Genomic DNA, 25,609 nt, shown 5'->3' with positions numbered 1-25,609 from the left:
CTCGCCTGCCTCCGGCGTCGCCTTCAAGCGCACCCGGGGCTCGTGGTCGGCGTCGATGTACCGGCCCGCAGCACCGGGCGCATGCGCACGAAGCGGACCGGCGTCCCCGGTACGGCCTGGGCGGCGGGTGCCAGGAAGCGTTCGGGGACCACGCCGATGACCGGATAGCCGCCGGTGGTGGGGTGGTCGTGGAGGAAGAGCACCGGAAGGCCGTTGGGCGGGACCTGGAGGGCGCCCAACGGCATGCCCTCGCTGTGGAGTTCGCCGGGGCGGGCGCGTTCCAGGGGCGGGCCCTCGGTGCGCAGGCCGATGCGGTTGCTCGCCGCGGAGACGCGGAAGCGGCCGGTGGTCAGGGTGTGCAGGCCGGCGTCGGTGAACCACGCGTCGCGCGGGCCGGGCAGGAAGGGGAGGATCAGTTCCGTGACCGGGCCGGGGTGCGGGACGGCGTCCGCGGTGGCGGGCGGGGCGCCGGGCCGGCCCAGGGGGAGGACCGCGCCGTCGCCGAGCGGGTCGGGCCCCAGTCCCGAGAGCAGGTCACTGGCGCGGCTGCCCAGGACGGGACCGGCCTCGATGCCGCCGCCGAAGGCGAGATACGAGCGCAGGCCGTGGGTGGCGGGCCCGGCATCCAGGACGGCGCCCGCCGGGACGTGTACCGGGGCGCCCCAGGGGGCGGGGCGGCCGTCGACCGTCACGGGGCAGGGAGCGCCGGTCACCGCGACGGCGGTGGCCGTGCGGACCCGTACGGCGCACCCCGTCAGGGTCGTCTCCAGGGTGGCGGCCCGCTCCGGGTTGCCCACCAGGCGGTTGGCGAGGCGGTGCGCGGGCTCGTCGAGGGCGCCGGCGCGGGGCACGCCCAGGTGGGCATGGCCGGGCCGGCCGAGGTCCTGGACGGTGGTGAGCGCTCCGGCCCGTACGACCGAGAGGGCGCGGTCGGTCATCGGGCGGTCTCCTGGGGGACGAAGCGGACGCGGGTGCCGGGCGCGAGCAGCGCCGCGGGTTCGCGGTCGGGGTCCCACAGAACGGTGTCGGTGGTGCCGATCAGCTGCCAGCCACCGGGGGAGGAGCGGGGGTAGACGCCGGTGTACGGGCCCGCGAGCGCGACCGAGCCGACCGGGACCCTGGTGCGGGGGGTCGCCCGGCGGGGGACGTGCAGCTGCCGGGGCAGGCCGGTGAGATAGCCGAAGCCGGGGGCGAAGCCGCAGAAGGCGACGTGGAAGGCGGTGCCGGAGTGCAGACGGACGACCTCGTCGGGGGTGACGTCCCACAGGGCGGCCACCTCGACGAGGTCGGGGCCGTCGTAGCGGACGGGGATCTCGACGGCGGGGCGGTCGCCGGACGTCAGCGGCGGGATGTCCCACGTCGGCAGTTCCGCGATGAGGCCGCGGGGGTCGGCGAGGCCGTCGAGGAAGACCGTGCCGGCGGCGGGCACGATCTCGCGGACCGGCGGCAGCGTGCCCTCGGCGGCGCGGCGGCGCAGCTCGGCGTGCAGCGCCTCGACCTCCTCGGCGGAGTCCAGCTCGATGAGCAGCCCGTGCTCACCGACGGGCAGCGGCCTCATGCACCGCTCCGGACGAAGCCGCGCACCTGCACGCCGGCCGCGGTCAGTTCGGAGCGCACGCGGCGGGCCAGGCCGGCCGCGCCGGGCGTGTCGCCGTGCAGGCACAGCGAGCGCGCCGTGATCGCGATGCCCCGGCCGGCGATCGAGGTGACGGTGCGGTCGCGGGCCATGCCCAGGGCGCGCTTGACGACCTCGTCCGGATCGTGGATCACGGCGCCCGGCTCGCGGCGCGGGACGAGGGTGCCCTCGGCGGTGTAGGCCCGGTCGGCGAACGCCTCGCCGACGACGGGGAGCCCGGCCTCCCGGGCCGCGTGGTGCAGCCGGGAGCCCGCGAGGCCGAGGACGGGCAGTGCGCCGCCCGCGGCGCGGACGCCGGCGATGACGGCGACGGCCTGCGCCTCGTCGTGCACACAGCGGTTGTAGAGCGCGCCATGCGGTTTGACATAGCCGACGCGGGCACCGGCGGCGCGCGCGAAGACTTCCAACGCGCCGATCTGGTACGTGACTTCGTCGGCCAGCTCGTCCGGCGGGACGTCCATCGCGCGGCGGCCGAACCCGGCCAGATCGCGGTAGGAGACCTGGGCGCCGATGACCACACCGCGCTCGGCGGCCAGCTCGCACACCCGGCGCATGGTGGACGGGTCGCCGGCGTGGAAGCCGCAGGCGACGTTCGCGCTGGTGACGACGGACAGCAGGGCGTCGTCGTCGGTGAGCTGCCAGCGGCCGAAGCCTTCCCCGAGGTCGGCGTTGAGGTCGATTACGGGAGGGGCCGCCGGGTCGGTCATGGGTGTCCGTTCCGTGGTGTGCACGTGCAGGGGCGCCGGCCAACGTACTGGATTGTTGAACGATCCGACAAGAGGTGTGTTGTCTCGTTCTCCCATCTGGGATTGACTGCCGCCGACACGACAGCGGAGAGCGGGAGTGCAATGGCCGGCGGAGTGGCGAAGAACGATCAGCGGCGGCTGGCCGAGGTCAAGGGCCTGGAGTCGGACCGGGCCCTGCTCGGGCGCGCCAGTACCGCCGAGCGGGTCGCCGACATCCTGCGGGACCGGATCACCGAGGGCTTCTTCCCGCCCGGCGCCCGGCTGTCCGAGGAGAGCATCGGCGGCGCGCTGGGCGTCTCGCGCAACACGCTGCGGGAGGCGTTCCGGCTGCTCACGCACGAGCGGCTGCTGGAGCACCGGCTCAACCGCGGGGTGTTCGTACGGCTCGTGACGGTCGAGGACCTGGACGATATCTTCCGGGTCCGCATGATCGTGGAGTCCGCGGCGGTGCGGGGGCTGGGGCGGGGCCCGTACGACGCCGGGGTGGGCGAGGCGATCGAGGCCATCGACGCGGCGGTGCGGGCCGGTGAGCGGGCCGCCGCGGACCGCGCCTGGGAGGACCTCTCGACCGCCAATATCCGCTTTCATCAGGCCGTCGTCGCCCTCGCCGGCAGCCCGCGCACGGATGAGCTGATGCGCGGCGTACTGGCCGAACTCCGGCTGGTCTTCCACGTCATGGACGATCCGCAGCGTTTCTACGCGCCGTATCTGGTCCGCAACCGGCAGATCGCGGACGCGCTGCTGGCGGGCGAGGCCGCCGAGGCCGAACGGCTGCTGCTGGACTATCTGGAGGACTCGCGCGGCCAGTTGTCGGGGGCGTACGCCCAGCGCATCGCGGAGGGATGAGGCTCGCCGGAGTTCGCCCCCGCCGACCCCTTGTCGGATCGTTGAACAATCGCCTAGCCTCCTCGGCATTCTCCTCACCGTCCGTGGGGTCCCTGCATGCGGAAGGCGGACCCATGATCGTGCTCCTGGGTGTGCTCGTGGTGGTGGTCGGCTTCGCCACGAAACGCAATCCCCTCCTGGTCGTCGGGGCGGCCGGCATCGCGACCGGCTTCCTCGGCGGGCTCTCGCCCGGCAAGGTGCTGGCCGCCTTCGGCGACGGCTTCGCCAACAGCCGAGCGGCGACGATCTTCGCCATCACCCTCCCCGTCATCGGCCTCCTGGAGCGCTACGGCCTCCAGGAGCAGGCCCGCAACCTCATCGCCAGGTTCGCCAAACTCACCACCGGACGCTTCCTCGCCCTCTATCTGGGCATGCGGCAGATCGGCGCCGCGGTCGGGCTGACCAACGTCTTCGGGCCCGCACAGACCGTGCGCCCGCTCGCCGTGCCGATGGCCGAGGGTGCCGCGGAGCGGAAGTACGGACAACTCCCCGAGCGGGCACGGGAGAAGGTCAGGTCGTTCGCCGCCAGCGCGGACAACGTCGGCCTGTTCTTCGGTGAGGACGTCTTCCTGGCCGTCGGCTCGATCCTGCTGATCACCGGCTTCGTCAACACCTCCTACGGCACCCACCTCGAACCGCTGCACCTCGCGCTGTGGGCGATTCCCACCGCCGTGTGCGCCTTCCTCGTCCACGGCTGGCGACTGCTACGGCTGGACCGACAGTTGGAACGTGAACTGCGCGCCGCCCCGGCCGGCGCCGAGGTGACGGAGGCCGCCCAGTGATCAAGGCAGAGTGGTTCTACTGGCTGGTCGGCCTCAGCTTCCTGGTGATGGCCGCCCAGATGTTCACCGACCGCAGCAACCCCAAGCGCTTCGGCACCGGCGCCTTCTGGGGCCTGGTCGGCACCGGATTCATCTACAGCAGCTGGGTGGTCACGCACCAGGCGCCGGCCGAGCCGCTGGGCGTCGCGGTGCTCGTCATGGCCGCTCTGGCGGGCTTCGGCCGCACCGGGCGCGGCACCCCGCGCACCACCACGGCGACGGAGCGCGTGGCCGCCGCCGCCCGGCTCGGCAACAAGCTCTTCGTCCCCGCGCTCACCATCCCCCTCGTCGCGATGGTCTGCGCGATCGGCGTCAAACACCTCTCCTTCGGGGGCGAACCCGTCCTCCAGGAAGGCAGCGAGACCATTCTGGGACTGGGTCTGGGCGCCGTCGTCGCCCTGGTCGTCGGCATGGTCATGCTGCGCGAGAAGCGGGTCTCGGTGCCCGTGGAGTCCGGCCGCTCCATGCTGGAGGCGATGGGCTGGGCGATGCTGCTGCCGCAGATGCTGGCCACGCTGGGCGCCATCTTCCAGGTGTCGGGCGTCGGCACCCAGGTGGGCAAGCTCGCCACCGCCGTGCTGCCCAAGGACTCGCTGTACGTCGCCGTCGTCGTCTACTGCGTGGGCATGTTCCTGTTCACCACGATCATGGGCAACGCCTTCGCCGCCTTCCCGGTGATGACCGCCGCCGTCGGCTGGCCGGTCCTGATCGGCCACTTCGACGGCAATCCCGCCGCCGTCCTGGCCATCGGCATGCTGGCCGGATTCTGCGGCACCCTCGTCACCCCGATGGCCGCCAACTTCAACATCGTCCCGGCGGCCCTGCTGGAACTGAAGGACCGGTACGGGCCCATCAAGGCCCAGCTGCCGACCGCCGGCGTGCTGCTCGGCTGCAACATCGTCTTCATGTCCCTGTTCGCCTTCTGAGACCGTCGAGGAATCCCGATATGACCCGGGTGCTGCTGACCGGATTCGAGCCCTTCGACGGCGAGTCCGCCAACCCCTCCTGGCAGGCGGTCCGCGCCGTCGCGGACCGGCCGCCCGCCGGCCTCGAGGTGTCGGCCGTGGAACTGCCCTGCGTCTACGGTGCATCGATGACCGCCCTGCGCGCCGCGATTGCGGACCGGCGCCCGGAGATCGTGGTGTGCGTCGGCCAGGCGGGCGGCCGCCCCGACGTCACGGTCGAACGCATCGCCATCAACGTGGATGATGCTCGCATTCCGGATGTTATGGGTGCGGAGCCGGTCGACGAGGTGATCGTGCCCGGCGGCCCCGCCGCGTACTTCTCCACCCTGCCGATCAAGGCCTGTGTGGCGGCGGTCCGTGCCGTGGGGGTGCCCGCCTCGGTCTCCAACACCGCGGGCACCTTCGTCTGCAACCACGTGTTCTACGGGCTCGCGTATCTCCTCGCCACCGAACTGCCCGGCGTACGGGGCGGCTTCGTGCACGTGCCGTACGCGCCGGAGCAGGTCGTGGACCGGGCCCAGCCGTCGCTGTCCGTGGCGGTGGTGGCGCGGGCGCTGGGGGAGATCGCGGCGACGGCCGCCCGCGTCCGTACGGACATCCGCGTGGCGGAGGGGGCCACGCACTGAGCCGAGGAGCACGTGGTGAAGGGGGCGGTGGGCGCGGCACGGGGCCGCCGTAGACTGGTGCGCCGGCCGGCGAGCGGGTCCCGTCAACAGGTCCCGCGGCGGTCCCACCAGCGGGTTCCGTGCGGTGCCCCACCGCGCCGTTTCGTCCGTTGTCAGTGCGAGCGCCTACTCTGTGCGACGTGACTTTTTCCGCCCCGGGGCCCGCTGCGTCCCAGCTCAACGGGCCGGCCCGGCCCGCGCCGGGACCGGCCGCCGACGAAGGCCTGGCCCGTCGGCTGCGTGCCCTGGCATGCACGGCGCCGCTGCACGACCTCGATGCGCGCAAGGCCAACCTCGCGGGCGAGTACGGCGTCTATGCGATGGCGGAGGTGGCGCTCGCCGTCATCGATCTCGTCACGCTCAACATGGACTTCGACACCGGCGCCGATCATGAAGAGATAGTGGCGAAGGTGCTCCCGCGGGTCGCCGCCCAGGCTCCCCGGCGCCCCCAGGTCGAGCACGAACGGGTCGCCCGCTGGGTGCTGGAGAACCTCATCAACGTCGGCAGCGTGGACCGCGGCTTCCGGGCCGTCTACGGCACCTTCACCACCGACGGTGAGTACGTCCGCCGCGACTACGACTTCAAGCTCATCGAGGAGGTCCCGGGCCCCGGCGGCACGGTCTACCTCCGGGCCACCGACGAGGCGGTCAACGTCCTGGTCGGCGCGCTCGACACGGACGTCACCAGCGCCCAGATCGCCGCCGAGGTCAAGCTCGAGGTGCTGATCAACCGCGGCAGGCTGGCCGACGCCCAGCTCGCCGCCGAGCAGGCCCGCTACCGCACCGTGCAGTACGCCGAGACGCTGCGCAAGACCCTGGACGCCACCCGGCGCAACGTCCGCGCGGTCGACTGGCTGGAGACCGTCCCGGACATGATCGCCGAGGCGCTGGACCACGTCGCGGACCGCTACCGCCATGAGAACGCCATCCTCACCAACATCCGCAAGACCCGTGACGAGGCCGAGGCCGTCGACCAGAAAACCGGCGAGCACAAGCGGCGCGCCGCCGAGCTCGTCGACATCGTCAAGGACTGCATCCGGCGGCACACCCAGCTCCAGTCCCGGCTGCTCGAAGCCGGCCCGCTCTTCCGCGCCGAGCAGGACCGGCAGGCCTTCGCCGCCCCCACCGCCCGCTCCGGCCTCGACCTCTACGGCCAGCTGGTCGCCCCGCTGCTGCCGCTGCCCGCCGAACGGGCCATCCGCGTCACCGACGCCTTCTTCGCCCACGGCACGGGCCTGCGCACCCCCTCCGCGGTCCGCGTCGGCGATCTCGTCGAGATGCTGCTCACGCCGCCCCTGGAGCGCGAGCACCTCGGCGCCGAGATGCCCGAGCCCGATCTGGTGGCCACGCCCGACGACAGCCGCTTCAGCGAGGAGCAGCTCGACGCCGCGATGGAACTGCTCGACCTGCCCGCCGACGCGCCCCGCAGGCTCTCCGGCCTGCTGGCCGACGCGCGCCGCAAGGACCCCGAACTCCCTTACCTCGTCGCCCTGCTGGCGGTGCACGCCGCCAGCCCCCCGGTCGGCACGGCCTACCGCCAGGGCGAGTCGCAGCTGCTGTTCGCCGTGGACGACGGCACGGAGCTGGCCGACCCCGAGTTCGGCGGCGCCGACCTCATCGTCGGCACGGCCCTGCTCGACGCGGCCGGCATGGCCGCCGGCCGCTCGGAGGTGGCCTGATGTCCCCGAACGCGATGTCCCCGGGCCTGCTGTCCCCGGGCCCTGCGCGCCCGGCCCCGATGTCCCCGGCCCGACGGATACCGCCGCTGCCGCACCCCCACCCGGCCGTCCGGACCCCGCACAAGGAGCTTCAACCGTGACCGAGTCCATTGGGTCCACCGCCGCCGACCAGACGGCGCCGGATCCCCTGAGCGACGCCGCGTCCTGGGGCGGGCCCGCAGACGAGACGCCGGCGCCGGCCGCCCCCGCGCCCCTGAGCCCGGCCGACGCCGCGGACGCCGCCCGGCTGGTCTCCTTCGGGCTCCAGCCCAAGCTGCTGCCCGCCCGCGACGCCGAGTACGCCGAGCTGCTGCGCCGCTATCGGGACGAGCCCGCCTTCGCCCGCCTCGCCGACGCGGTCGCCACGGGACTGGGCCTGGTCGTCCTGGAGGTCTCCACCCGCGCCGGGATGGCCGTCACCGCCGCCGAGGACTCCGTCTTCGCCGTACGGATGGGCGACTACGCCCGCCGCGCCTCCACCGACTCCGCCGACCGCTTTCTGCACGGCCTGGCCCATCTCGCGGTCGCCGCGCTGGCGTTCCCCCGCCCCGAGGACCTCGCCGACGACGGCTACATCGGCCGGATCACCGTCAACGGCGTCGACGCGTTCGTCCGCCAGGCCTGCCGCCGCCTGGAGGAGCGCGCCGAGCAGGACGGCGAGAACACCGACCCGGTCAGCGATGCGCCCGGCCTGGAGTCCGCCTGGCGGGTCTATGCCCGGCGGAGCGCGACCGGCGCCACGAAGGACGCCCGGCGGCTGGCCGGTTCGACCACCGGCATCATCGCCAAGGCCGTAACGTTCCTCGTCGACTCCGGCTTCCTCCAGCGCACCGGCGACGACGCCGGAGGCGCGTACCGCACCACCGCCCGCTATCAGCTCCAGGTCCGCGACATGGCCGGCAGCGCCGCCATGGCCGAGCTGCTGGAGCTGGGCGTGGTCCCCGTAGCCGACGGCAGCGGCTCGCTGCTGCCCGGCGAGGACACCGACGACCTCGACCTGGTCTCCGATGCGGGACTGCCCTTCCACTCCGGCTGACCGCCCGCAACCACCGCCGTACGACCGCCGCCCAGTCCGCCAGACCACCGACCGACACCACAACGAGAGTCCGCCATGTACGAGCTGTCCCGGGTCCGCCTCTACTCCATCGGGCCCGCCGGTGCGCGCTATGCCGACACGGTGCTGGACCTGCGCGGGGTCGGCGCACCTGTGCCCCAACCGGCCCCGGCGCAGGCGGACTTCTTCGAGGACGAACCGGTCGGCCCGCCGCGCCGCCCGGCCCCGGCCGGCGTGCTCTTCCTGGAGAACGGCGGCGGCAAGTCCGTCCTGCTCAAGCTGATCTTCTCGGTGATGCTGCCCGGCCACCGCAACACCCTGGGCGGAGCCAGCTCGGGCGTGCTGCGCAAGTTCCTGCTCGCCGACGACTGCGGGCATGTCGCCCTGGAGTGGCAGCACGTCCTCACCGGCGAGAGCATCGTCGTCGGCAAGGTCAGCGAATGGCGCGGCCGCCAGGTCTCCAACGACCCCCGTAAGTTCGCCGAGGCCTGGTACAGCTTCCGGCCGGGCCCCGGGATGAGCCTGGACTCCCTCCCGGTGGCCGAGGCCACCATCGTCCGGCCCCGCCAGGAGAAGGGCGAGGGCGCGTCCGGGGCCCAGGGCCGCCGCCGCACGATGAAGGGCTTCCGCGACGTCCTGACCGAGGCGGGGAAGAACTACCCGAATCTGGACGTGGTGTGGGAGGAGATCCACGAGCGCTGGAACGAGCACCTCGGCATGCTGGGCCTGGACCCCGAGCTGTTCCGGTACCAGCGCGAGATGAATGCCGACGAGGGCGAAGCCGCCGGACTGTTCGCCGTCAAGAACGACTCCGACTTCACCGATCTGCTGCTGCGCGCCGTCACCGACACCCGTGACACCGACGGCCTCGCCGACCTGGTGCACGGCTTCGCGCACAAGCTCGGCCGGCGCGCCGAGCTGACCGCCGAGCGGGACTTCACCGCCGGATCGCTGGATCTGCTGTCGCGGATCGCCGAATCCGCCGAGCAGCGCGAGCGGGCCCGCGAGGTCCATGCGGGGGCCGAGCGCCGTACCCGGGGCCTGGCCCAGCGGCTGCATGCCCGCGGCACCGAGGAGCGCGGCCGGGCCGCAGAGCTCGCCGAACAGCTCGCCGCCGCGGCGCACCGCGTCACCGACGCCGAGCGCACCCGCGAGCGCCGCTCCCTGGTCTCCGCCGAGCTGGCCTACCGTCACGCCTCGCTGGCGCTGGCCGCCGCGGAGAAGGGCGCCGCCGCCCAGCGCCGCGAACTGAACGACGCCCGTACGCTGCACAGCGCCTGGCAGGCCGCCGAGACCGCGCTGCGGCACCGCGCCGCCGCCGACCGCTCCGCGCGGGTCGCCGCCGCCATCCGCGAGGCCGAGCGGGACGCCGCCCCGGCGCTCGCCGCCCGTGCCACCGCCGCCACCGACCTCGTCCGCGCCCTGCAGGTGGCCGCCGAGGCGGGCGAGCGGGTCGCCAACGAAGAAGAGGAACGATCCGCCGCCCTCCAGGAGGCCGGCGAATCGGCGCACCGCGACGCCACCGCCGCCGCCACCCACGCCCAGCGCGCCCGCAGCGAGGCCGACCACCTCAAGCAGCGTCTGGCCGAGGTCGCCCAGGAGACCGCCGAGGCCGTCCGGGCGGGCTGGCTGGACGACTCCGCCCCGGACGCCGACCCGGCCCGCGCCGCGCTCGCCGCCTCCGACGCGGAGAAGACCGCCGTGCAGGCCTGGGACTCGGCCCGCGAGGCCGCCCGGACGGCCACCGACCGTGCCCGGGAGGCCGCGGCCCGGCACTCCGCCGCGGAGCTGGCGGCGGCCCGCGCCGAGGACGCCGCGCAGGCCGCGGAGCGGGCGTACGACGCCGAGCGCCGCGCCGCCGGCTCGATCGGGTCCGAACAACGGCTGGCCGACCTCCTCGGACTCCCCGAGGCGAAGGCCGTCGCGCTGCCCGGCCCCCGTACGGCCGACGCCGGTACGGACGGCGGCGCTCCCGCGGGACCGCTGACCGCCGAGGAGCTGGACCGCAGCGCCGACGCGCTGCGCGAACTGCTCGAGGAGGGCGTGGCCGCGGCCGAGCGCCAGCTGTTCGACCTGCGCACGGCCGCCGCCGACGACTCCCGGATCCTCGGCGCGCTGGGCGACGGGGGGCTGCTGCCCCCGGGGCCCGATGTGCTGGCCGCCGTGGAGTACCTGGGCGAGCACGGCGTCCCCGCGCTGCCCGGCTGGCGCTATCTCGCCCAGTCCGTCGACCCGGCCGACCACGTCCGGGTGCTCGCCGCCCGCCCCGAGCTGGTCGACGGCGTGATCATCACCGACCCCGACACCCACGCACGGGCCCGCGAGGTGCTCTCCCAGGCCGCGCTGCTGCCCCGCTCCGCGGTCGCCGTCGGCACCGCCGCCGCGCTGCTCGCCCCCACCCCCGCCCCCGACGGCCGGGACAACAGCGCCTCCCAGGTATTTCTCGTCCCGCCGAACCCCGCGATGCACGACGAATCGGCGGCGGACGAGGAACGCCAGGCGCTGCGCACCCGCGCCGCCGAGCGCGACGAGGAGATCCGCGGGCTCGCCGCCCGCCTCGCCGGGGACCGCGCGCTGGCCGCCCGGCTCGCGTCCTGGCGTACGGGATGCCCGCAGGGCCGCCTCGCCGAGCTGGCCGGCGCGGCCGAGCAGACCCGTACGGCCGCCGATGAGGCGGCGGCCGAGCTGGCCGAGGCCCGCACGGTCCGCGCCGAGGCCGACGAGGTGGCGGCCGAGGCCACCCGGGTGCGCGACGAGCGGCAGGAGAACGCACAGCGCGCCCGCCGGGCCGCCGACCTGCTGGCAGGGCTGGCCCACCGGCTGCGCGAGCGCGCCACCTGGCAGTCGCGGCTGCGTGAACTGGCCGATGAGGCGGCCGAGTTCGAGGCCCGCGCCGAGGAGTGCGTGGACCGCGCACGGGCCGCCGACGAGGACCGCAGGGCCGCCCAGCGCGCCGCCGACGACGCCCGCCGCACCGCCCGCGCGCTGCGCGCCGAGCGGGCCGAGATCGCCGGCGTACCGGACGACCCGGGCGCGGCGCCCGAGGGCACGAGCACCTCGCTCCCCGCGCTGCGCGAGGCCTACCGCGCCGCTTCCCAGCTCTACGAAAAGGTCGGCGTCGGCGCCGATCTGCGCGCCGAACAGGCCCGCGCCGAAGGCGACGAGTCCGCGGCGCTGGCCGAGCTGAACCGCCTCACCAACAAGGTCCGCACCCGCGCCGAGGCGCTCCTGGAGAGCCCGGACGCCGCCGACGGCCCGTCCCGCCAGGCCGCCGCGGCCCGCGCCGAATCGCTCGTCCAGATGCTGGAGAGCCGCGCCTCGGCCGCCAGCGAGCAGCTCGGCCGGCTGCGCGGCGAGGCCGAGCGGCTCGCGCCCACCGACGGCGAGGCGCACACGGAGCTGCCCGACGAGCTGGTCCCCGCGGACGCCGACCGCGCCAAGGAGCTGCTGCGCGCCGCCAATGCCGAACTGGCCACCGCCGCGGAGGCGTTGGAGGACGCCCGCGCACGGCACGAGGAGCTGCTGCGCGGCCACCGCAGCGCCGAGGACGCGGCCGGCGGCTTCGACGAGACCGCCGCCCTGCTGCGCGACCTGCTCCGCGACCACCAGGAGGCCGAGGACGCGGCGAACGGCGAGATCGAGCCGTACGCCGGCAGCCTGGCCGAGGCACGGCAGGCCGCCGCCGAGTCCCGCCGCTCGCTGCGCGGCTGCGCCGCCGACCTCTCCGGCGCCGATGCCGCGGTCCGCGAGGCCTCCGACATCCTCGTACGGCACGCCAACTCCACCCGTTACGAACAGGTCCGCACCCCCGCCCGGCAGCAGATCCGCGAACTGCCCGCCGCGGCCCTGCCCGACCACGCCGCCAAGTGGGCGGAGGCCTTCGCGCCCCGGCTGCGGGTGCTCACCGACGAGCTGGCGCAGCTCGAGCGCAACCGCGACTCCATCGTCGACCGGCTGCGCGGCCTCGTGGAGTCGTCCCTGACGACGCTGCGCTCCGCCCAGCGGCTGTCCCGGCTGCCCGAGGGGCTGGGGGAGTGGTCGGGCCAGGAGTTCCTGCGGATCCGTTTCGAGGATCCCGACCAGGCCACGCTCACCGAGCGGCTGGGCGAGGTCATCGACGAGGCGACCCGCTCGGCGGTCAAGAAGAACAGCGATCTGCGGCGGGACGGAATGTCCCTGCTGCTGCGCGGGGTCGGCGCGGCGCTGCTGCCGCGCGGCGTGGCCGTGGAGATCCTCAAGCCGGACGCGGTGCTGCGCGCCGAGCGGGTGCCCGTCGGGCAGATGGGCGATGTCTTCTCCGGCGGCCAGCTGCTGACCGCCGCCATCGCCCTGTACTGCACGATGGCGGCGCTGCGCAGCAACGACCGGGGCCGCGACAAGCAGCGGCACGCCGGCACGCTGTTCCTCGACAACCCCATCGGCCGCGCCAACGCCACCTATCTGCTGGAGCTCCAGCGCGCCGTCGCCGATGCGCTCGGCGTCCAGCTGCTCTATACGACCGGACTCTTCGACACCACCGCGCTCGCCGAGTTCCCGCTGGTCATCCGGCTGCGCAACGACGCGGACCTGCGCGCCGGGCTGAAGTACATCAGCGTCGAGGAGCATCTGCGGCCGGGCCTGCCGCAGCAGAACGCGACCGGGGAAGCGGTGCACGGCCAGATCACGGCGACACGGATGTACCGCCGCCCGGACGAGACGCCGCAGGTGCCCGCCCAGCAGGAGACGGGGCCGGAGGACGCGCCGGGCGGGTCCCCGCTCTGACGGCCGTCAGAGCGTGACCACCGACCGCAGGACCTCGCCGCGCCGCATCTTGGCGAAGGCCGCTTCGAGGTCGTCGAGTCCGATGGTCTCGGTGACGAACCGGTCCAGGTGGAGCTTGCCGCTCAGGTAGAGATCGATCAGGACCGGGAAGTCCCGGCTGGGCAGGCAGTCGCCGTACCAGGAGGACTTCAGGGCGCCGCCGCGGGAGAAGAGATCGATGAGCGGGAGTTCGATCTTCATCTCCGGGTCGGGAACGCCCACTTGGACCAGGGTTCCGGCGAGGTCGCGCATATAGAAGGCCTGGGTGTACGTCTCCGGGCGGCCGACGGCGTCGATGACGACATCGGCGCCGTGACCGCCGGTGAGCCCCCGGACCGCCTCGACCGGGTCCGTACCCCGGGAGTTGACGGTGTCGGTGGCGCCGAACCGCTCGGCGGCGTCCAGCTTGCCGTCGTCGAGGTCGATGGCGATGACGCGCCGGGCGCCGGCCCGTGAGGCCCCGGCGATGGCGGCGTTGCCGACGCCGCCGCAGCCGATGACGGCAACGGTGTCGCCGCTGCCGACGGCCCCGGTGTGCACGGCGGCGCCGTAGCCCGCCATCACGCCGCAGCCGATGAGCCCGGCGGCCTCCGGACGCGCCGCGGGGTCCACCTTCACCGCCTGGCCGGCCGCGACCAGCGTCTTCTCGGCGAACGCGCCGATCCCCAGGGCCGCGGACAGCGGGGTGCCGTCCAGGAGGGTCATCGGCTGGGTGGCGTTACGGGAGTCGAAGCAGTACCAGGGGCGGCCGCGGCGGCAGGACCGGCACTGGCCGCAGGGCGCCCGCCAGGCGAGCACCACATAGTCGCCGGGAGCCAGGTCCCTGACGCCGGGGCCGACCGCCTCGACGAGACCCGCCGCCTCGTGGCCGAGCAGATAGGGAAAGTCATCGCCGATCGCGCCCTCGCGGTAGTGCAGATCGGTATGACAGACGCCGCAGGCCTGGACGGCGACCAGTACTTCCCCCGGGCCGGGATCCGGCACCAGGATCGTCTGCACCTCGGCGGGTGCACCCTTCTTGACGGCGACGGCGGCGCGGACTTCGTACGGCATGTCTCACTCCTCAACAACGCCCGGACGACGATCCGGCAGCGCGGCGACGTCGGCCCAAAGTTGCTTATGGCGCTCTGGGTTGCGCCATGGGAGACATGCTGGGAGCCCGTCAGGGATCCGTCAAGAGGCGATTTCCCGCTGCCGGAGGAGTGCATGATGAGTGCCTGATGGGTGCCTGATGGGTGTTGAGTGACTACCGGATGGCTGCCCGATTCCTGCCCCCCCCGCCGCCGCTGGCCGGTCACCCCGGGTAGCCCATCCGGCGGGAGAGTTCGGCGGCGGCCTTCGCGGAACGCTCCGCGAGCTCCGGGAGCAGGGCGCACTCCATCCGGTACGCCGGCCCCGAGACGCCGATCGCCCCGATCACCGCGCCGTCGTGCGCCCGTACCGGCGCCGCCACCGCGTTCAGCCCGATCTCCAACTCCTGGGTGGAACGGGCGAATCCGTCCTCGAAAGCGGCCGTCAGCTGCTCGCGCAGCCCGGCCGGTGTGGTCAGGGTGTTCTCGGTGAACCGGGCGAGTTTGCGGGTCACCAGGGTCTCCCGGCGCTCCCGGGGCAGATGCGCCAGCAGCACCTTGCCGCTTGCGGTGGCGTGCAGCGGGGTGCGCCTGCCCAGCCAGTTGTACGCGGTCACCGCGGCGGCGCCCCTGGCCTGCATGATGTTGACCGCCGCATCGCCGTCCAGCACCGCGATGTTGGCGGTCTCCCCGGTGTCGTCGGCGAGCGCCCGGCACACCGGCTGGCCCTCCTGAGAGATGTCCAGCCGGATCGCCGCCGCGCCCGCCAGCCGCAGCACCCCGGCGCCCAGGAAGTACTTCCCGCGCTCCTTCTCCTGGCCCACCAGCCCGCGGTTCTCCAGCACCCCGAGGATCCGGAACGCCGTCGACTTGTGGACGCCCAGCTCCTCGGAAAGCTCGGTCACCCCGGCCTCGCCCAGCCGGGCCAGGATCTCCAGCACGCTCACCGCCCGGTCCACGGACTGGACGGAGCCGGCACCGCCGCGCCGCTCCTCGGTCCGCTCCATCGCCGCCCCGCCTTCCGAGGCCACCGAGGTGTCCGGGACATCCGGCGCATTCGCCGGGCCTGACGTGCCTGACGTGTTTGCCGTACCTGCCGTGCTCGCCGTATCCGATGCGCTCGATGTGCGTGCTGCGTTCGATGCGTTCGATGTGCTTGACATGGGTGTTTGCGTCACCGCCCGTTCGGCCACCGCGGGGCGCCTCTCAGGGTGTTTGTCCGGATCTCCGGAAAGCCCTTGACGGCCCGCTCCCCGACTTGGATTCTGTTGCGCATCGCGCTCTGCGATGCGTTATTCAAAACGATGATACCGATCAGCGCGAGGGGGGCCAGATGATTGCCGTCTGCCGCATCGAGGACCTGCCCGAGGGTGAGTCCCTCCGGATCGAGATCGACGACACCACGCCGGCGATCGCCGTCTTTCACGCCGAGGGCGGTTTCTACGCCGTCGACGACACCTGCAGCCACCAGGACGCCTCGCTCTCCGAGGGCTGGGTCGAGGGCTGCTTCGTGGAATGCCCGCTGCATGCGGCGCTGTTCGACCTGCGTACCGGAGCGCCGACCTGCCTGCCCGCCCGTCGTCCCGTGCGCACCCACGAGGTCAGCGTCGTGGACGGGATGATCCATGTCCGGCCCGCCGTGAGGGAAGAGGCGGTGGCGTAACGGCCGCCCGCGCTCAGGCGGCCGCGCGGTCGATCCGGGACGGACCGTCCCGCGTCTCCCGCGCCGCCGCCCGGCGCGCCCGCCGCCGCTCGCGCCGCAACTCCCGTGCCGTACTGCTCGGTTGGGACTGCACGCCATGGCGCTGCACCCACACCTGGCGGGTCACCCACACGTCCAGCACGGCCCAGGTCGCCACCACGGTGCTGGCGACCGTGCTGAGCACCGCGGGAAAGGCAAGCCAGGAACCCGCCAGCGTGCTCAGGAAAGCCACCATGGCTTGAATCAGCGTGATCGCGGCGATGATGACGGCGCGCACCGCGGCCGTACGCACGGGATCCGCCATCCGGCGCCGCGGTGCGGACTCCTCCTGCCACAAAGGACGCCTGTCGGTGTCCATGAAAACGTCACTCTCCCCGCACTCTCCCCGCCTGTCCGACTCCTCGGTGGCTGCCCGGGTTTCGCCGGGTACATGCCCCTGGTGCCGCTCCCCGTCTTCCTCTGTCCTCCCTTATCGTCACGCACCGTTCGGGCGCGGAGTTCCCCGGGGTAGGAGAATTCCGGCCAGTTACCGGGGGCGCCCACCGGACGGTCGCGGGGGGTTCGCTGCCCCTGGTCGCGGGCGTGTTGTCCGCGTATCGACGGACAACATGTGACGATCCCGCCGCGCACCCGACTCCCAACGTCCAGGCGGGCCTTCGGATTGGTCCCCCGGCAGTAGTAGGCTCTCGCCGTTTGTTGACGGAACACCACCCCCGTGCGCCGGGGTTGACGTAGGGGAGGCCATGCGCTTTCGCGGAAAGTCGATCCGCCGGAAGATCGTGGCGTTGCTGCTCGTACCGCTGGTGTCCCTGACGGCCATGTGGACGTTCGCGACGTACATCACCGGGCGCGAGGCCGACCAGCTGCTCGAAGTCGCCAGCGTCATGCAGAAGGTCGGCTATCCGGCCGAGGACGTCGTCCAGGCCCTCCAGCGCGAGCGCCGCCAGAGCCTGCTGTATCTCGCGGACCGGCGCGGCGCCGACGCGCTCACCCGGCTGCGGCAGCAGACCCGGGCCACCGACGAGGCGATCGCCCGGCTGCGCGGCAACGCCCAGGACCCCGGGGTGCTCGACGAGCTCCACGGCGGGGTCGCCAATCAGGCGGAGAACGTCGTCAAGAGCCTGACCGGGCTCCCCGAGCTGCGGAAACAGGTCGAGGACAACACCGTCAGCCGCGACGAGACCCTGGAGGCGTACAACTCCGTCGTCGACCCCAACTACGACTTCCTCGCCTCCCTCAACTCCCTGCAGAGTGTGGAGATGGACAAGCAGGCCCGCGCGCTGGTGCAGGTCACCCGCGCCCGCGAGGCCTTCTCCCGCGAGGACGCGCTGATGTCCGCTGCGCTCGCCTCCGGCAGCATGACCAGGCGCGATCTGCGGATGCTCGCCGACCGGGTCGCCGAACGCCGGATCCTCTACGGCACCAGCCTCACCCTCCTGCCCGCCAAGGACCGGGGCATCTTCGAGGACTACTGGCGCTCGGCCAGGGCGCGCGAGGTGACCTCCTACGAGGACACGGCGATCGCGGCCGGCGCCCGGTCCGCGCCGCATGTCGTCAACGCCGAACGCTGGAACACCTCCGCGGACAAGGTGCTCGACGACCTCACCCGGATGGGCAAGGAGGCCGGCGACCGCTACCAGAAGCGGGTCGAGCCGTACGCCACCAGAGTCGTCCTGAAGGCCGCCATCGCCGGCGTGCTCGGCTTCGTCGCGCTGCTGGTCTCGGTCATCGTCTCGTTCCGTATCGGCCGTAAGCACGTCAAGGACCTGACCCGGCTGCGCAAGGCTGCGCACGAGGTCTCCGGCGTACGCCTGCCCAGCGTGATGCGCCGGCTCGCGGCGGGCGAACGGGTCGATGTGGAGACCGAGGCGCCCCGGCTCGAATTCGGCCAGGACGAGACCGGCCAGGTCGGCCAGGCGCTCAACACTCTCCAGCGGGCCGCCGTCGAGGCCGCCGTCAAGCAGGCGGACATGCGCCGCGGCGTCTCCGAGGTGTTCGTCAACCTCGCCCGCCGCAGCCAGGTGCTGCTGCACCGCCAGCTGACCCTCCTGGACGCCATGGAGCGGCGCACCGAGGACACCGACGAACTCGCCGACCTCTTCCGCCTCGACCACCTCACCACCCGTATGCGGCGGCACGCCGAGGGCCTGGTCATCCTCTCCGGCGCGGCCCCCTCCCGGCAGTGGCGCAAGCCGATCCAGCTGATGGACGTGGTGCGCGCGGCCGTCGCCGAGGTGGAGGACTACGAGCGGATCGAGGTGCGGCGGCTGCCGCGGCTCGCGGTGGACGGCCCGGCCGTCTCCGACCTCACCCACCTGATCGCCGAACTCCTCGAGAACGCCACCGTCTTCTCGCCGCCGCACACCGCCGTCCAGGTTCTCGGCGAGCGGGTCACCAACGGCTTCACCCTCGAGATCCACGACCGTGGCCTGGGCATGGCCGCCGACCTGCTGCTGGACGCCAACCTCCGGCTCGCCGAGACCCCGGAGTTCGAGCTGTCCGACACCGACCGGCTGGGCCTGTTCGTGGTCAGCCGGCTCGCCCAGCGGCAGGGCGTACGGGTCTCCCTGCAGACCTCGCCGTACGGCGGCACCACCGCCGTGGTCTTCATCCCCGGAGCGATCCTGACCGAGACCTCCGAGGGCGGCCGCGAGGACACCGGAGCGCATGCGCTCGGTCCGGCGGACGGGCGCGGCGGCAATGAACTGGAGCGCGCCGCGGGCCGGCCGGCCGCGCTCTCCCGGGGGCCGGCGGCGCTTCCGGAGCGTCGCACCCCGCACGTCATCGACGGCCCCGTAGAACTCGAGGCGCCGCTCGCCCTGGACGACCTGGGGCCCCTGGACGACGAGGACAGCTTCTTCCGCGGCCGGGAAAACGGCCGGGAAAACGGCCGGGAAAGGAGCCGGGAAGGCGCCCGGGAACGCGGCCGTGAGCGGCCCGGACCGGTCGCCCGGCCGACCGGCCCCACCCCCTCACCGGCCGCGCCGCCCGGCCTGGCGCCGGTGCGCTCCGTCGAGCAGCATCAGCAGGCCCGCGACCAGGCGCCCGGCGGCGACCCCGCCCCGCTGCCGCGCCGTCGTAAGCCGCCGGTCCTGGTCTCCGACCACGGCAGGACGGTCGACGGCGGGGACGCGCAGGCGTCCGCCGAACGGCCGGAACCGGAGCGCCGCGGCCCGCGGCGTCCCGAGCCCGTCGAGGAGCCGCCCGAGGGCGGCACCCCCGAGGCCCCCGCCCCGCTGACACCGGGCGGGCTGCCCCGCCGGGTACGCCAGGCCAGCCTCGCACCCCAGCTCAAGAAGGAACCCGAGCGGCAGTCCGGGGACCGCCCGGCCGAGGAGCCCGCGGACGACCGCGACGCCGAGGCCGTACGGGCCCGGATGGCCTCGCTCCAGCGCGGCTGGCAGCGCGGCCGCCGCGACAACGAGGACACCGCGGCCGGTGACCGTCCCGAAGGCGACGACCCGGCACGCGACGACGACGCCCACCGCGCCGAGACCGGCCGCGGGGCACCGGCCCACGGCGGCGACGACGGTGACAGCACAGCACCAGGAACCACAACGGGAGGGGACGGTCCATGACCGCATCGAAGGCAGCAGCGTCGATCGCATCGGCTTCGGGGCAGGCACACAGGGGGTCCGGCGAGCTGAACTGGCTCCTGGACGAGCTGGTGGAGCGGGTCGGCTCGATACGCAAGGCGCTGATCCTCTCCAGCGACGGCCTGGCCACCGGCGCCTCGAAGGATCTGACCCGCGAGGACGGCGAGCATCTGGCCGCGGTCGCCTCCGGTTTCCACAGCCTGGCCAAGGGGGTCGGCCGGCATTTCGAGGCGGGCCGGGTCCGGCAGACGCTGGTCGAGCTGGACGATGCGTTCCTGTTCGTCAGCGCGGCCGGTGACGGCAGCTGCCTGGCCGTCCTGGCCGACGCCGACTCCGACGTGGGGCTGATCGCCTACGAGATGACGCTGCTGGTCAAGCGCGTGGGTACGCACCTGGGCACGGCGCCCAGGTCCGGTCCGGTCACCTGATCGACGACGGATCACGACGGTGACGCCATGAGTGATCAGGACGGCCGCGCCGTACCGAAGCGGGGCGCGGCCCGCTGGTTCGACGACGACGCGGGCCCGGTCGTCCGTCCGTACGCGATGACCCGCGGGCGCACCCGGACGACGGCGGAGGGGCGGCTGGATCTGATCGCGCAGGTGATCGCCGAGAGCCGCGCGGAACATGACGTGGCCGATCAGCTGCTGTCGCCCGAGCATGTCGAGATCGTCGAGCTGTGCCGTCAGGCGCCGCTCTCGGTCGCCGAGCTGGCGGCCGAACTCGACCTGCCGGTGGGTGTGGTGCGGGTGCTCATCGGCGATCTGCTGGAGGCGGAGCTGGTGCGGGTCAGCCGGCCCGTACCGCCCGCCGAGCTGCCGGACGAGCAGGTGCTGCGCGAGGTGATCGACGGTCTGCGGGCGCTGTGACGCGGCCGCTCGGCCATCGCCGCCGCCGTCGGGCTCCCGCCCGGGGCGGCGGCTCTTGCGTGTACGGGGAGCACACGTACCGCCCCGGCACTTGTTGAGCAATACTCAACGCAGCGGTACGGTGCTTGTTAAGCAGCCGTCAATACGAGGAGAGCGTCGCCATGGCCACCACACCGGCCCCCTTCGAGCGCCTGGAGCTCCAGGTCGGCCCGCACACCTACGACGCCCTGGCCACCGGCCCGGCCGACGGCGAGCTCGTCCTGCTGCTGCACGGCTGGCCCGAATTCGCCGACTCCTGGAGCGGCGTGCTCCCCGCCCTGGGTGCGGCCGGCTACCGCGCCGTCGCCGTCGACCAGCGCGGCTACTCCCCGGGCGCCCGCCCCTCCGCCGTCGCCGACTACGCCGTGCCCGAGCTGGTCGCCGACGCCCTCGCCTTCGCCGACTCCCAGGGCGCGGACCGCTTCCACCTCGTCTCGCACGACTGGGGCGGCATCGTCGCCTGGGCGCTGGCCGGCGCCCACCCCGAGCGGCTGAAGTCGCTGACCGTACTGGCCACCCCGCACCCCGAAGCGCTCAACCGCGCCGCCGCCGGCGATGCCGACCAGTACCACCGGTTCGACTACATCCGCTTCTTCCGGACCGAGGGCCACGTTGCCGAGGCGGCCCTGCTCGCCGACGACGCCGGCCGGCTGCGCGCCGCCTACGGCGGCAAGGTCCCGGACGCACTCGTCGAGGCCAATGTCCGCCGGCTCGCCGAGCCGGGCGCGCTGACCGCCACCCTCAACTGGTACCGGGCGCCCGCATCGGTCATCTCCGTACCCACGGGCCGGATCGCCGTGCCGACCCTCTTCCTGTGGGGCAGCGAGGACGTCGCCCTCGGCCGGATCGCGGCCGAATCGACGGCGGAGTGGGTGGACGGCCCGTACACCTTCGAAGAGCTCGCGGGCGCCAGCCACTGGCTGCCCGAAGAGGTCCCCGACGTGGTCACGCCGAAGATCCTCGACCACCTCGGCAAGCACGCCTGACGAGCCGCCGGGCCGGTACGCACCGAGATCGTTCCGGCCCGGCCGGCCCCCGTACACTGCGGGCATGTCCGGCAAGCGGGTCACCCGCCTCACCCCCGACCAGCGCAGGGAACAGCTGGTCGGCATCGGTCTGGAGATGCTCGCCGACCGCTCCCTGGACGAACTGTCCACCGACGAGGTCGCCCGCCGGGCCGGCATCTCCCGCGGACTGCTCTTCCACTACTTCGACTCCAAGCGCGACTTCTTCCGCGCCGTGGTCCGCGCGGAGTGCGAGCGCTTCACGGCCGCCACCGAACCGGACCCCGAGCTGGCCCCGGTCCCATGGATGCGGGCCTTCATCGCCGGTTTCGTCGCGTACGTCATGCCGCACCGCCAGGTGTATCTCGCGCTGGTCCGGGGCGCGGCGGGCAGCCACCCCGCGGTGACCGACATCCTCGACGAGACCCGCGAGGTCCTCGCCCGCCGGGTCCGCGACGGCCAGCGGCGGCTGGGCATGCCGGACGCACCCCGGCTGGATCTGGCCTCCCGGGCCTGGATGGCCTTCGCCGAGGAGGCCGTCCTCAGCTGGCCGGCCGAGGAGGACGGCGACCACGAGGAGCTGTGCGCCTTCGTGGAGTCCAGCTTCGTGTGCTTCCTGGGGCTGCTCGACCGGCCCGCGGCACTCGCCCAGAGCTGACCCGCCGCCTCGGCGGCTCCGGTCCAGCGCCCTCGGCCGATCCGGTCCCTCGCCTCGCGTCTCCCTCGCCTCAACCGTCCGCTCCGCCTCCCCAAAGGGCCCGCTCCGGCGCCCTTTTGGGCCCATTGGGGGCCTCTGGGAAGCGACCGTTCCGGATGAGGTCCCACCTCAAGTGGGCGCCGCGCGGCGCACGTTGTACCGTTCCCTGTAGCTGCCATCGGTGTGCCGCACCGCTTCCCGGCAGGCCGTACAAAATCTTGATTTCCCCCTGCACATACGGCAATTCAGGAGAAGAATCCCATGGCCTTCGGGCGTTCCGAGCGCCGCCGCCGGTCACCGGCAGCCGACCCGATGACGCTCAAGATCCTGGTCGCGGGCGGCTTCGGCGTGGGCAAGACCACCCTGGTGGGCGCCGTCAGCGAGATCAAGCCGCTGCGCACCGAGGAGCGGCTGACCGAGGCCGGCCGGCCGGTCGACGACCTGGAGGGGGTGGAGGGCAAGACCACCACCACCGTCATGATGGATTTCGGCCGCATCACCCTCAACGAGGAACTGATCCTCTATCTCTTCGGCACCCCGGGTCAGGACCGCTTCTGGTTCCTGTGGGACGAGCTGGCGCGCGGCGCCCTCGGCGCGGTGGTGCTCGCCGACACCCGGCGCCTGGCGGACAGCTTCGGCGCGATCGACTACTTCGAGCGGGGCGGCCTGCCCTTCACCGTGGCCGTCAACTGCTTCGACGGCGCCGAGCACTACCCTGCGGAGACCATCCGGGAGGCCCTGGACCTGGACGCCGGGGTGCCGGTGATGCTGTGTGACGCCCGGCGCAAGGACTCCGCACGGGACGTGCTGATCGCGGTCGTCCGGCACGCGATGCAGTTCAGCGCCGAGCAGCGGGAGCCCGCGCTGCCCTGACCGGGCGCGCGGCTGCGGCCCGTACCCCGCCGTCCGGGGCACGGGCCGCAGGCCGGCCTACCCGTCCCCGGTCACGACCCCCCGTCCAGCCAGCCGAAGCTGCGCTCCACGGCCTTGCGCCAGTTGCCGTACTCGCGCTCCCTGGCCTGCCCGTCCATCCGCGGCGTCCACTCCGTGTCGCGCTTCCAGTGCGCCTTCAGCTCGTCCAGGTCCTGCCAGACACCGGTCGCCAGCCCCGCCGCGTACGCCGCGCCCAGGCACGTCGTCTCCGGGATCACCGGGCGGATCACCGGCACGCCCAGCACATCCGCCTGATGCTGCATCAGCAGATTGTTGGCCGTCATCCCGCCGTCGACCTTGAGCTGGGTGATCCGCACCCCCGAGTCCTGGTACATGGCATCGACGACCTCGCGGGTCTGCCAGCTGGTCGCCTCCAGTACGGCGCGCGCCAGATGGGCCTTGGTCACGAAGCCGGTGAGCCCGGTGATCACCCCGCGCGCGTCCGAGCGCCAGTACGGCGCGAACAGGCCGGAGAACGCCGGGACGACATAGGCGCCGCCGTTGTCCGGGACGCTCGCCGCCAGCGGCTCGATCTCGGCCGCCGACGCGATGATGCCGAGCTGGTCGCGCAGCCACTGCACCAGGGCGCCGGTGATCGCGATGGAGCCCTCCAGGCAGTAGACCGGCGCCTCGCCGCCGAGCTGATAGCCCATGGTCGTCAGCAGCCCGCTCTTGGACGGAACCGGGCGGTTGCCGGTGTTCAGCAGCAGGAACGAGCCGGTGCCGTAGGTGTTCTTGGCCTCGCCGACGCCGTAGCAGGTCTGCCCGAAGACGGCCGCCTGCTGGTCGCCCAGCGCGGACGCCACCGGGACGCCCTGCAGCTGCCCGACGGCCGTCCCGTACACCTCGGCCGACGACCGGATTTCGGGCAGTACCGCCTCCGGCACCCGCATCGCCGACAGGATCGCCGGGTCCCACTGGAGGGTGGTCAGGTTCATGAGCATGGTGCGGCCCGCGTTGGTGACGTCCGTGACATGCACGCCGCCGTCGGTGCCGCCGGTCAGGTTCCAGATCAGCCAGGAGTCGATGGTGCCGAACGCGATCTCGCCGCGCTCGGCGCGGGCCCGCAGCCCCGGGATCTCATCCAGCAGCCAGGCGGCCTTCGGCCCGGAGAAATAGCTCGCCAGCGGCAGCCCGGTGGCCTCCCGGAAGCGGTCCTGGCCGTCCTCGCCGCCCAGTTCGGCGCACAGCTGGGAGGTACGGGTGTCCTGCCAGACGATCGCGTGGTGCACCGGCTTTCCGGTGGCCCGGTCCCACAGGACCGTGGTCTCGCGCTGGTTGGTGATGCCCAGGGCGCTCAGCTGGTCCGCGCGCAGTCCCGCCTTGGCCAGCGCGCCCGCCACCACGGCCTGCACCTTCGACCAGATCTCGGTGGCGTCGTGCTCCACCCAGCCCGGCTGCGGAAAGATCTGCCGGTGCTCGCGCTGGTCGACGGCGACGATCGCCCCGTCGTGGTTGAAGATGATGCAGCGGCTCGACGTGGTGCCCTGGTCGATCGCCGCGACGTACTTCTCGGTGTGCTCCGTCATGCCTCACGCCTCCTGAAGTCCTGGTAGTGGGTGCAGCGGGCCCGCCGGTTTCGCAGCCGGGGGATCAGAACGCCGCTTGGTAGGCCAGGCCGGAGAGCACCGCGCCGATCAGCGGACCGGCCACCGGCACCCAGGAATAACTCCAGTCGGAGGAGCCCTTGTTGGGTATCGGCAGCAGCGCGTGCGCGATCCGCGGACCGAGGTCGCGGGCGGGATTGATGGCGTAGCCGGTGGGCCCCCCGAGCGAGAGTCCGATGCCGACGACGAGCAGCGCGACCAGCAGCACATTGATTCCGGAGCCGTAGACGCCCGCTTTCGCGCCCGGGACCTGGCCGATGCCGATGCCCTTGTTCTCGCCGAAGAACAGCAGCGGCAGCACCAGACCGATGGTGGCGATGATCTCCGTGACGAGGTTGGCGGCCGGATTGCGGATCTCCGGACCGGTGGCGAAGATCCCCACGGTCGGCTGCGCCTTGTCCTGTTCGGAGTTGGCGGCGAACTGCGCGTAATACAGGGCCCAGGCCAGCACGGCGCCGATCAGCGCGCCGATCAGCTGGGCCAGGATGTACAGCGGCACCTTCGACCACTCGGTGCCGCCCGCGACGGCCGAGCCGACCGTCACCGCCGGGTTGAGGTGTCCCCCGGACAGTGGCGCGGCGGTGTAGGCCCCGGCGAGTACGCCCAGACCCCAGCCGAAGGCGATCACCACCCAGCCGGCGGATCTCGCTTTCGAGTAGTGCAGTGTGACGGCGGCGCACACCCCGGCGCCGAACAGAATCAGGATCGCGGTGCCGATCACTTCACCGACGACGATGTCCCCATTGGAATACATGGCGGCTCCTTGGCCCTCGCCCGGGGCGGCCCCCCGGACCTCCGTGCA

Annotated in this window: 22 protein-coding genes; 14 read left to right on the top strand and 8 right to left on the bottom strand. The window is 73.2% G+C overall.

Annotated features, from left to right (window positions below; translation table 11 throughout):
- Positions 1-23: 23 nt before the first annotated feature.
- The 3 genes from ACIRPT_RS20130 to ACIRPT_RS20120 are packed head-to-tail and all read right to left on the bottom strand — an operon-like array spanning position 24 to position 2,343.
- A complete protein-coding gene (locus tag ACIRPT_RS20130; RefSeq protein WP_403828718.1) occupies positions 24-938 on the bottom strand; it encodes a biotin-dependent carboxyltransferase family protein in 915 nt (304 codons plus the stop codon).
- On the bottom strand, positions 935-1,558 hold the full coding sequence (pxpB, locus tag ACIRPT_RS20125) for a 5-oxoprolinase subunit PxpB (RefSeq protein ID WP_403828716.1): 624 nt from the start codon (positions 1,556-1,558) through the stop codon (positions 935-937). Before pxpB ends, ACIRPT_RS20130 begins: the two co-directional genes overlap by 4 nt.
- Complete coding sequence (locus ACIRPT_RS20120) at positions 1,555-2,343, bottom strand: LamB/YcsF family protein (protein WP_403828714.1); 789 nt, start codon at positions 2,341-2,343, stop codon at positions 1,555-1,557. The genes pxpB and ACIRPT_RS20120 overlap by 4 nt, the downstream gene beginning before the upstream one ends.
- A gap of 141 nt (positions 2,344-2,484) precedes the next feature.
- On the opposite strand from ACIRPT_RS20120, the gene ACIRPT_RS20115 reads away from it, so the two are divergent.
- The 7 genes from ACIRPT_RS20115 to ACIRPT_RS20085 all read left to right on the top strand — a co-directional run bounded on the left by ACIRPT_RS20115 (position 2,485) and on the right by ACIRPT_RS20085 (position 13,251).
- Positions 2,485-3,228 (top strand): GntR family transcriptional regulator, encoded by a 744-nt coding sequence (locus ACIRPT_RS20115; protein WP_403829404.1) that lies wholly within the window; start codon positions 2,485-2,487, stop codon positions 3,226-3,228.
- 113 nt (positions 3,229-3,341) lie between these two features.
- Positions 3,342-4,049: a DUF969 domain-containing protein gene (locus ACIRPT_RS20110; protein ID WP_403507974.1), complete on the top strand. Its 708-nt coding sequence runs from the start codon at positions 3,342-3,344 to the stop codon at positions 4,047-4,049.
- On the top strand, positions 4,046-5,014 hold the full coding sequence (locus ACIRPT_RS20105; RefSeq protein WP_403828712.1) for a DUF979 domain-containing protein: 969 nt from the start codon (positions 4,046-4,048) through the stop codon (positions 5,012-5,014). The genes ACIRPT_RS20110 and ACIRPT_RS20105 overlap by 4 nt, the downstream gene beginning before the upstream one ends.
- A 20-nt stretch (positions 5,015-5,034) precedes the next feature.
- Positions 5,035-5,679, top strand: coding sequence for a pyroglutamyl-peptidase I (gene pcp, locus ACIRPT_RS20100; protein WP_403828710.1), 645 nt, complete (start codon positions 5,035-5,037; stop codon positions 5,677-5,679).
- A 179-nt stretch (positions 5,680-5,858) separates the two neighbouring features.
- Positions 5,859-7,397: a hypothetical protein gene (locus ACIRPT_RS20095; RefSeq protein ID WP_403828708.1), complete on the top strand. Its 1,539-nt coding sequence runs from the start codon at positions 5,859-5,861 to the stop codon at positions 7,395-7,397.
- 187 nt (positions 7,398-7,584) lie between these two features.
- Positions 7,585-8,472 (top strand): hypothetical protein, encoded by an 888-nt coding sequence (locus tag ACIRPT_RS20090; RefSeq protein WP_403508303.1) that lies wholly within the window; start codon positions 7,585-7,587, stop codon positions 8,470-8,472.
- Between the two features lie 75 nt (positions 8,473-8,547).
- A complete protein-coding gene (locus ACIRPT_RS20085) occupies positions 8,548-13,251 on the top strand; it encodes a hypothetical protein (RefSeq protein ID WP_403828706.1) in 4,704 nt (1,567 codons plus the stop codon).
- A gap of 6 nt (positions 13,252-13,257) precedes the next feature.
- Here the strand turns inward: ACIRPT_RS20085 and ACIRPT_RS20080 are convergent, their stop codons facing one another.
- Positions 13,258-14,343: an S-(hydroxymethyl)mycothiol dehydrogenase gene (locus ACIRPT_RS20080; protein WP_403828704.1), complete on the bottom strand. Its 1,086-nt coding sequence runs from the start codon at positions 14,341-14,343 to the stop codon at positions 13,258-13,260.
- Between the two features lie 241 nt (positions 14,344-14,584).
- Positions 14,585-15,367, bottom strand: coding sequence for an IclR family transcriptional regulator (locus ACIRPT_RS20075; RefSeq protein WP_403507962.1), 783 nt, complete (start codon positions 15,365-15,367; stop codon positions 14,585-14,587).
- 326 nt (positions 15,368-15,693) lie between these two features.
- On the opposite strand from ACIRPT_RS20075, the gene ACIRPT_RS20070 reads away from it, so the two are divergent.
- A complete protein-coding gene (locus ACIRPT_RS20070) occupies positions 15,694-16,023 on the top strand; it encodes a bifunctional 3-phenylpropionate/cinnamic acid dioxygenase ferredoxin subunit (RefSeq protein WP_403507960.1) in 330 nt (109 codons plus the stop codon).
- A 13-nt stretch (positions 16,024-16,036) separates the two neighbouring features.
- On the opposite strand, the gene ACIRPT_RS20065 is transcribed toward ACIRPT_RS20070, so the two are convergent.
- A complete protein-coding gene (locus ACIRPT_RS20065) occupies positions 16,037-16,420 on the bottom strand; it encodes a hypothetical protein (protein ID WP_403828701.1) in 384 nt (127 codons plus the stop codon).
- 385 nt (positions 16,421-16,805) lie between these two features.
- Between ACIRPT_RS20065 and ACIRPT_RS20060 the strand changes: the two genes are divergently transcribed.
- The 6 genes from ACIRPT_RS20060 to ACIRPT_RS20035 all read left to right on the top strand — a co-directional run bounded on the left by ACIRPT_RS20060 (position 16,806) and on the right by ACIRPT_RS20035 (position 23,140).
- The gene (locus tag ACIRPT_RS20060) at positions 16,806-19,640 is read left to right on the top strand and encodes a nitrate- and nitrite sensing domain-containing protein (protein ID WP_403828699.1); all 2,835 of its coding nucleotides are present in this window, start codon (positions 16,806-16,808) and stop codon (positions 19,638-19,640) included.
- A complete protein-coding gene (locus ACIRPT_RS20055) occupies positions 19,637-20,086 on the top strand; it encodes a roadblock/LC7 domain-containing protein (protein ID WP_403828697.1) in 450 nt (149 codons plus the stop codon). The genes ACIRPT_RS20060 and ACIRPT_RS20055 overlap by 4 nt, the downstream gene beginning before the upstream one ends.
- 27 nt (positions 20,087-20,113) lie before the next feature.
- Entirely contained in the window at positions 20,114-20,527 is a 414-nt protein-coding gene (locus ACIRPT_RS20050) for a DUF742 domain-containing protein (RefSeq protein ID WP_403828695.1), read from the top strand.
- A 161-nt stretch (positions 20,528-20,688) separates the two neighbouring features.
- A complete protein-coding gene (locus ACIRPT_RS20045) occupies positions 20,689-21,552 on the top strand; it encodes an alpha/beta fold hydrolase (RefSeq protein ID WP_403828693.1) in 864 nt (287 codons plus the stop codon).
- 64 nt (positions 21,553-21,616) lie between these two features.
- A complete protein-coding gene (locus ACIRPT_RS20040; RefSeq protein WP_403828691.1) occupies positions 21,617-22,228 on the top strand; it encodes a TetR/AcrR family transcriptional regulator in 612 nt (203 codons plus the stop codon).
- A gap of 300 nt (positions 22,229-22,528) precedes the next feature.
- Complete coding sequence (locus ACIRPT_RS20035) at positions 22,529-23,140, top strand: GTP-binding protein (RefSeq protein WP_403828689.1); 612 nt, start codon at positions 22,529-22,531, stop codon at positions 23,138-23,140.
- Between the two features lie 71 nt (positions 23,141-23,211).
- On the opposite strand, the gene glpK is transcribed toward ACIRPT_RS20035, so the two are convergent.
- Together glpK and ACIRPT_RS20025 are read right to left on the bottom strand one after the other, a co-directional pair.
- On the bottom strand, positions 23,212-24,729 hold the full coding sequence (gene glpK / locus ACIRPT_RS20030; protein WP_403828687.1) for a glycerol kinase GlpK: 1,518 nt from the start codon (positions 24,727-24,729) through the stop codon (positions 23,212-23,214).
- A 64-nt stretch (positions 24,730-24,793) separates the two neighbouring features.
- On the bottom strand, positions 24,794-25,561 hold the full coding sequence (locus ACIRPT_RS20025) for an MIP/aquaporin family protein (RefSeq protein ID WP_403507942.1): 768 nt from the start codon (positions 25,559-25,561) through the stop codon (positions 24,794-24,796).
- Positions 25,562-25,609: the final 48 nt, after the last annotated feature.

The sequence above is a fragment of the Streptomyces sp. NPDC101227 genome, from assembly GCF_044767545.1.
Classification (GTDB): domain Bacteria; phylum Actinomycetota; class Actinomycetes; order Streptomycetales; family Streptomycetaceae; genus Streptomyces.
Note: the sequence above shows the minus strand (reverse complement) of the source record. Positions and strands in the feature narration are given on the sequence as shown.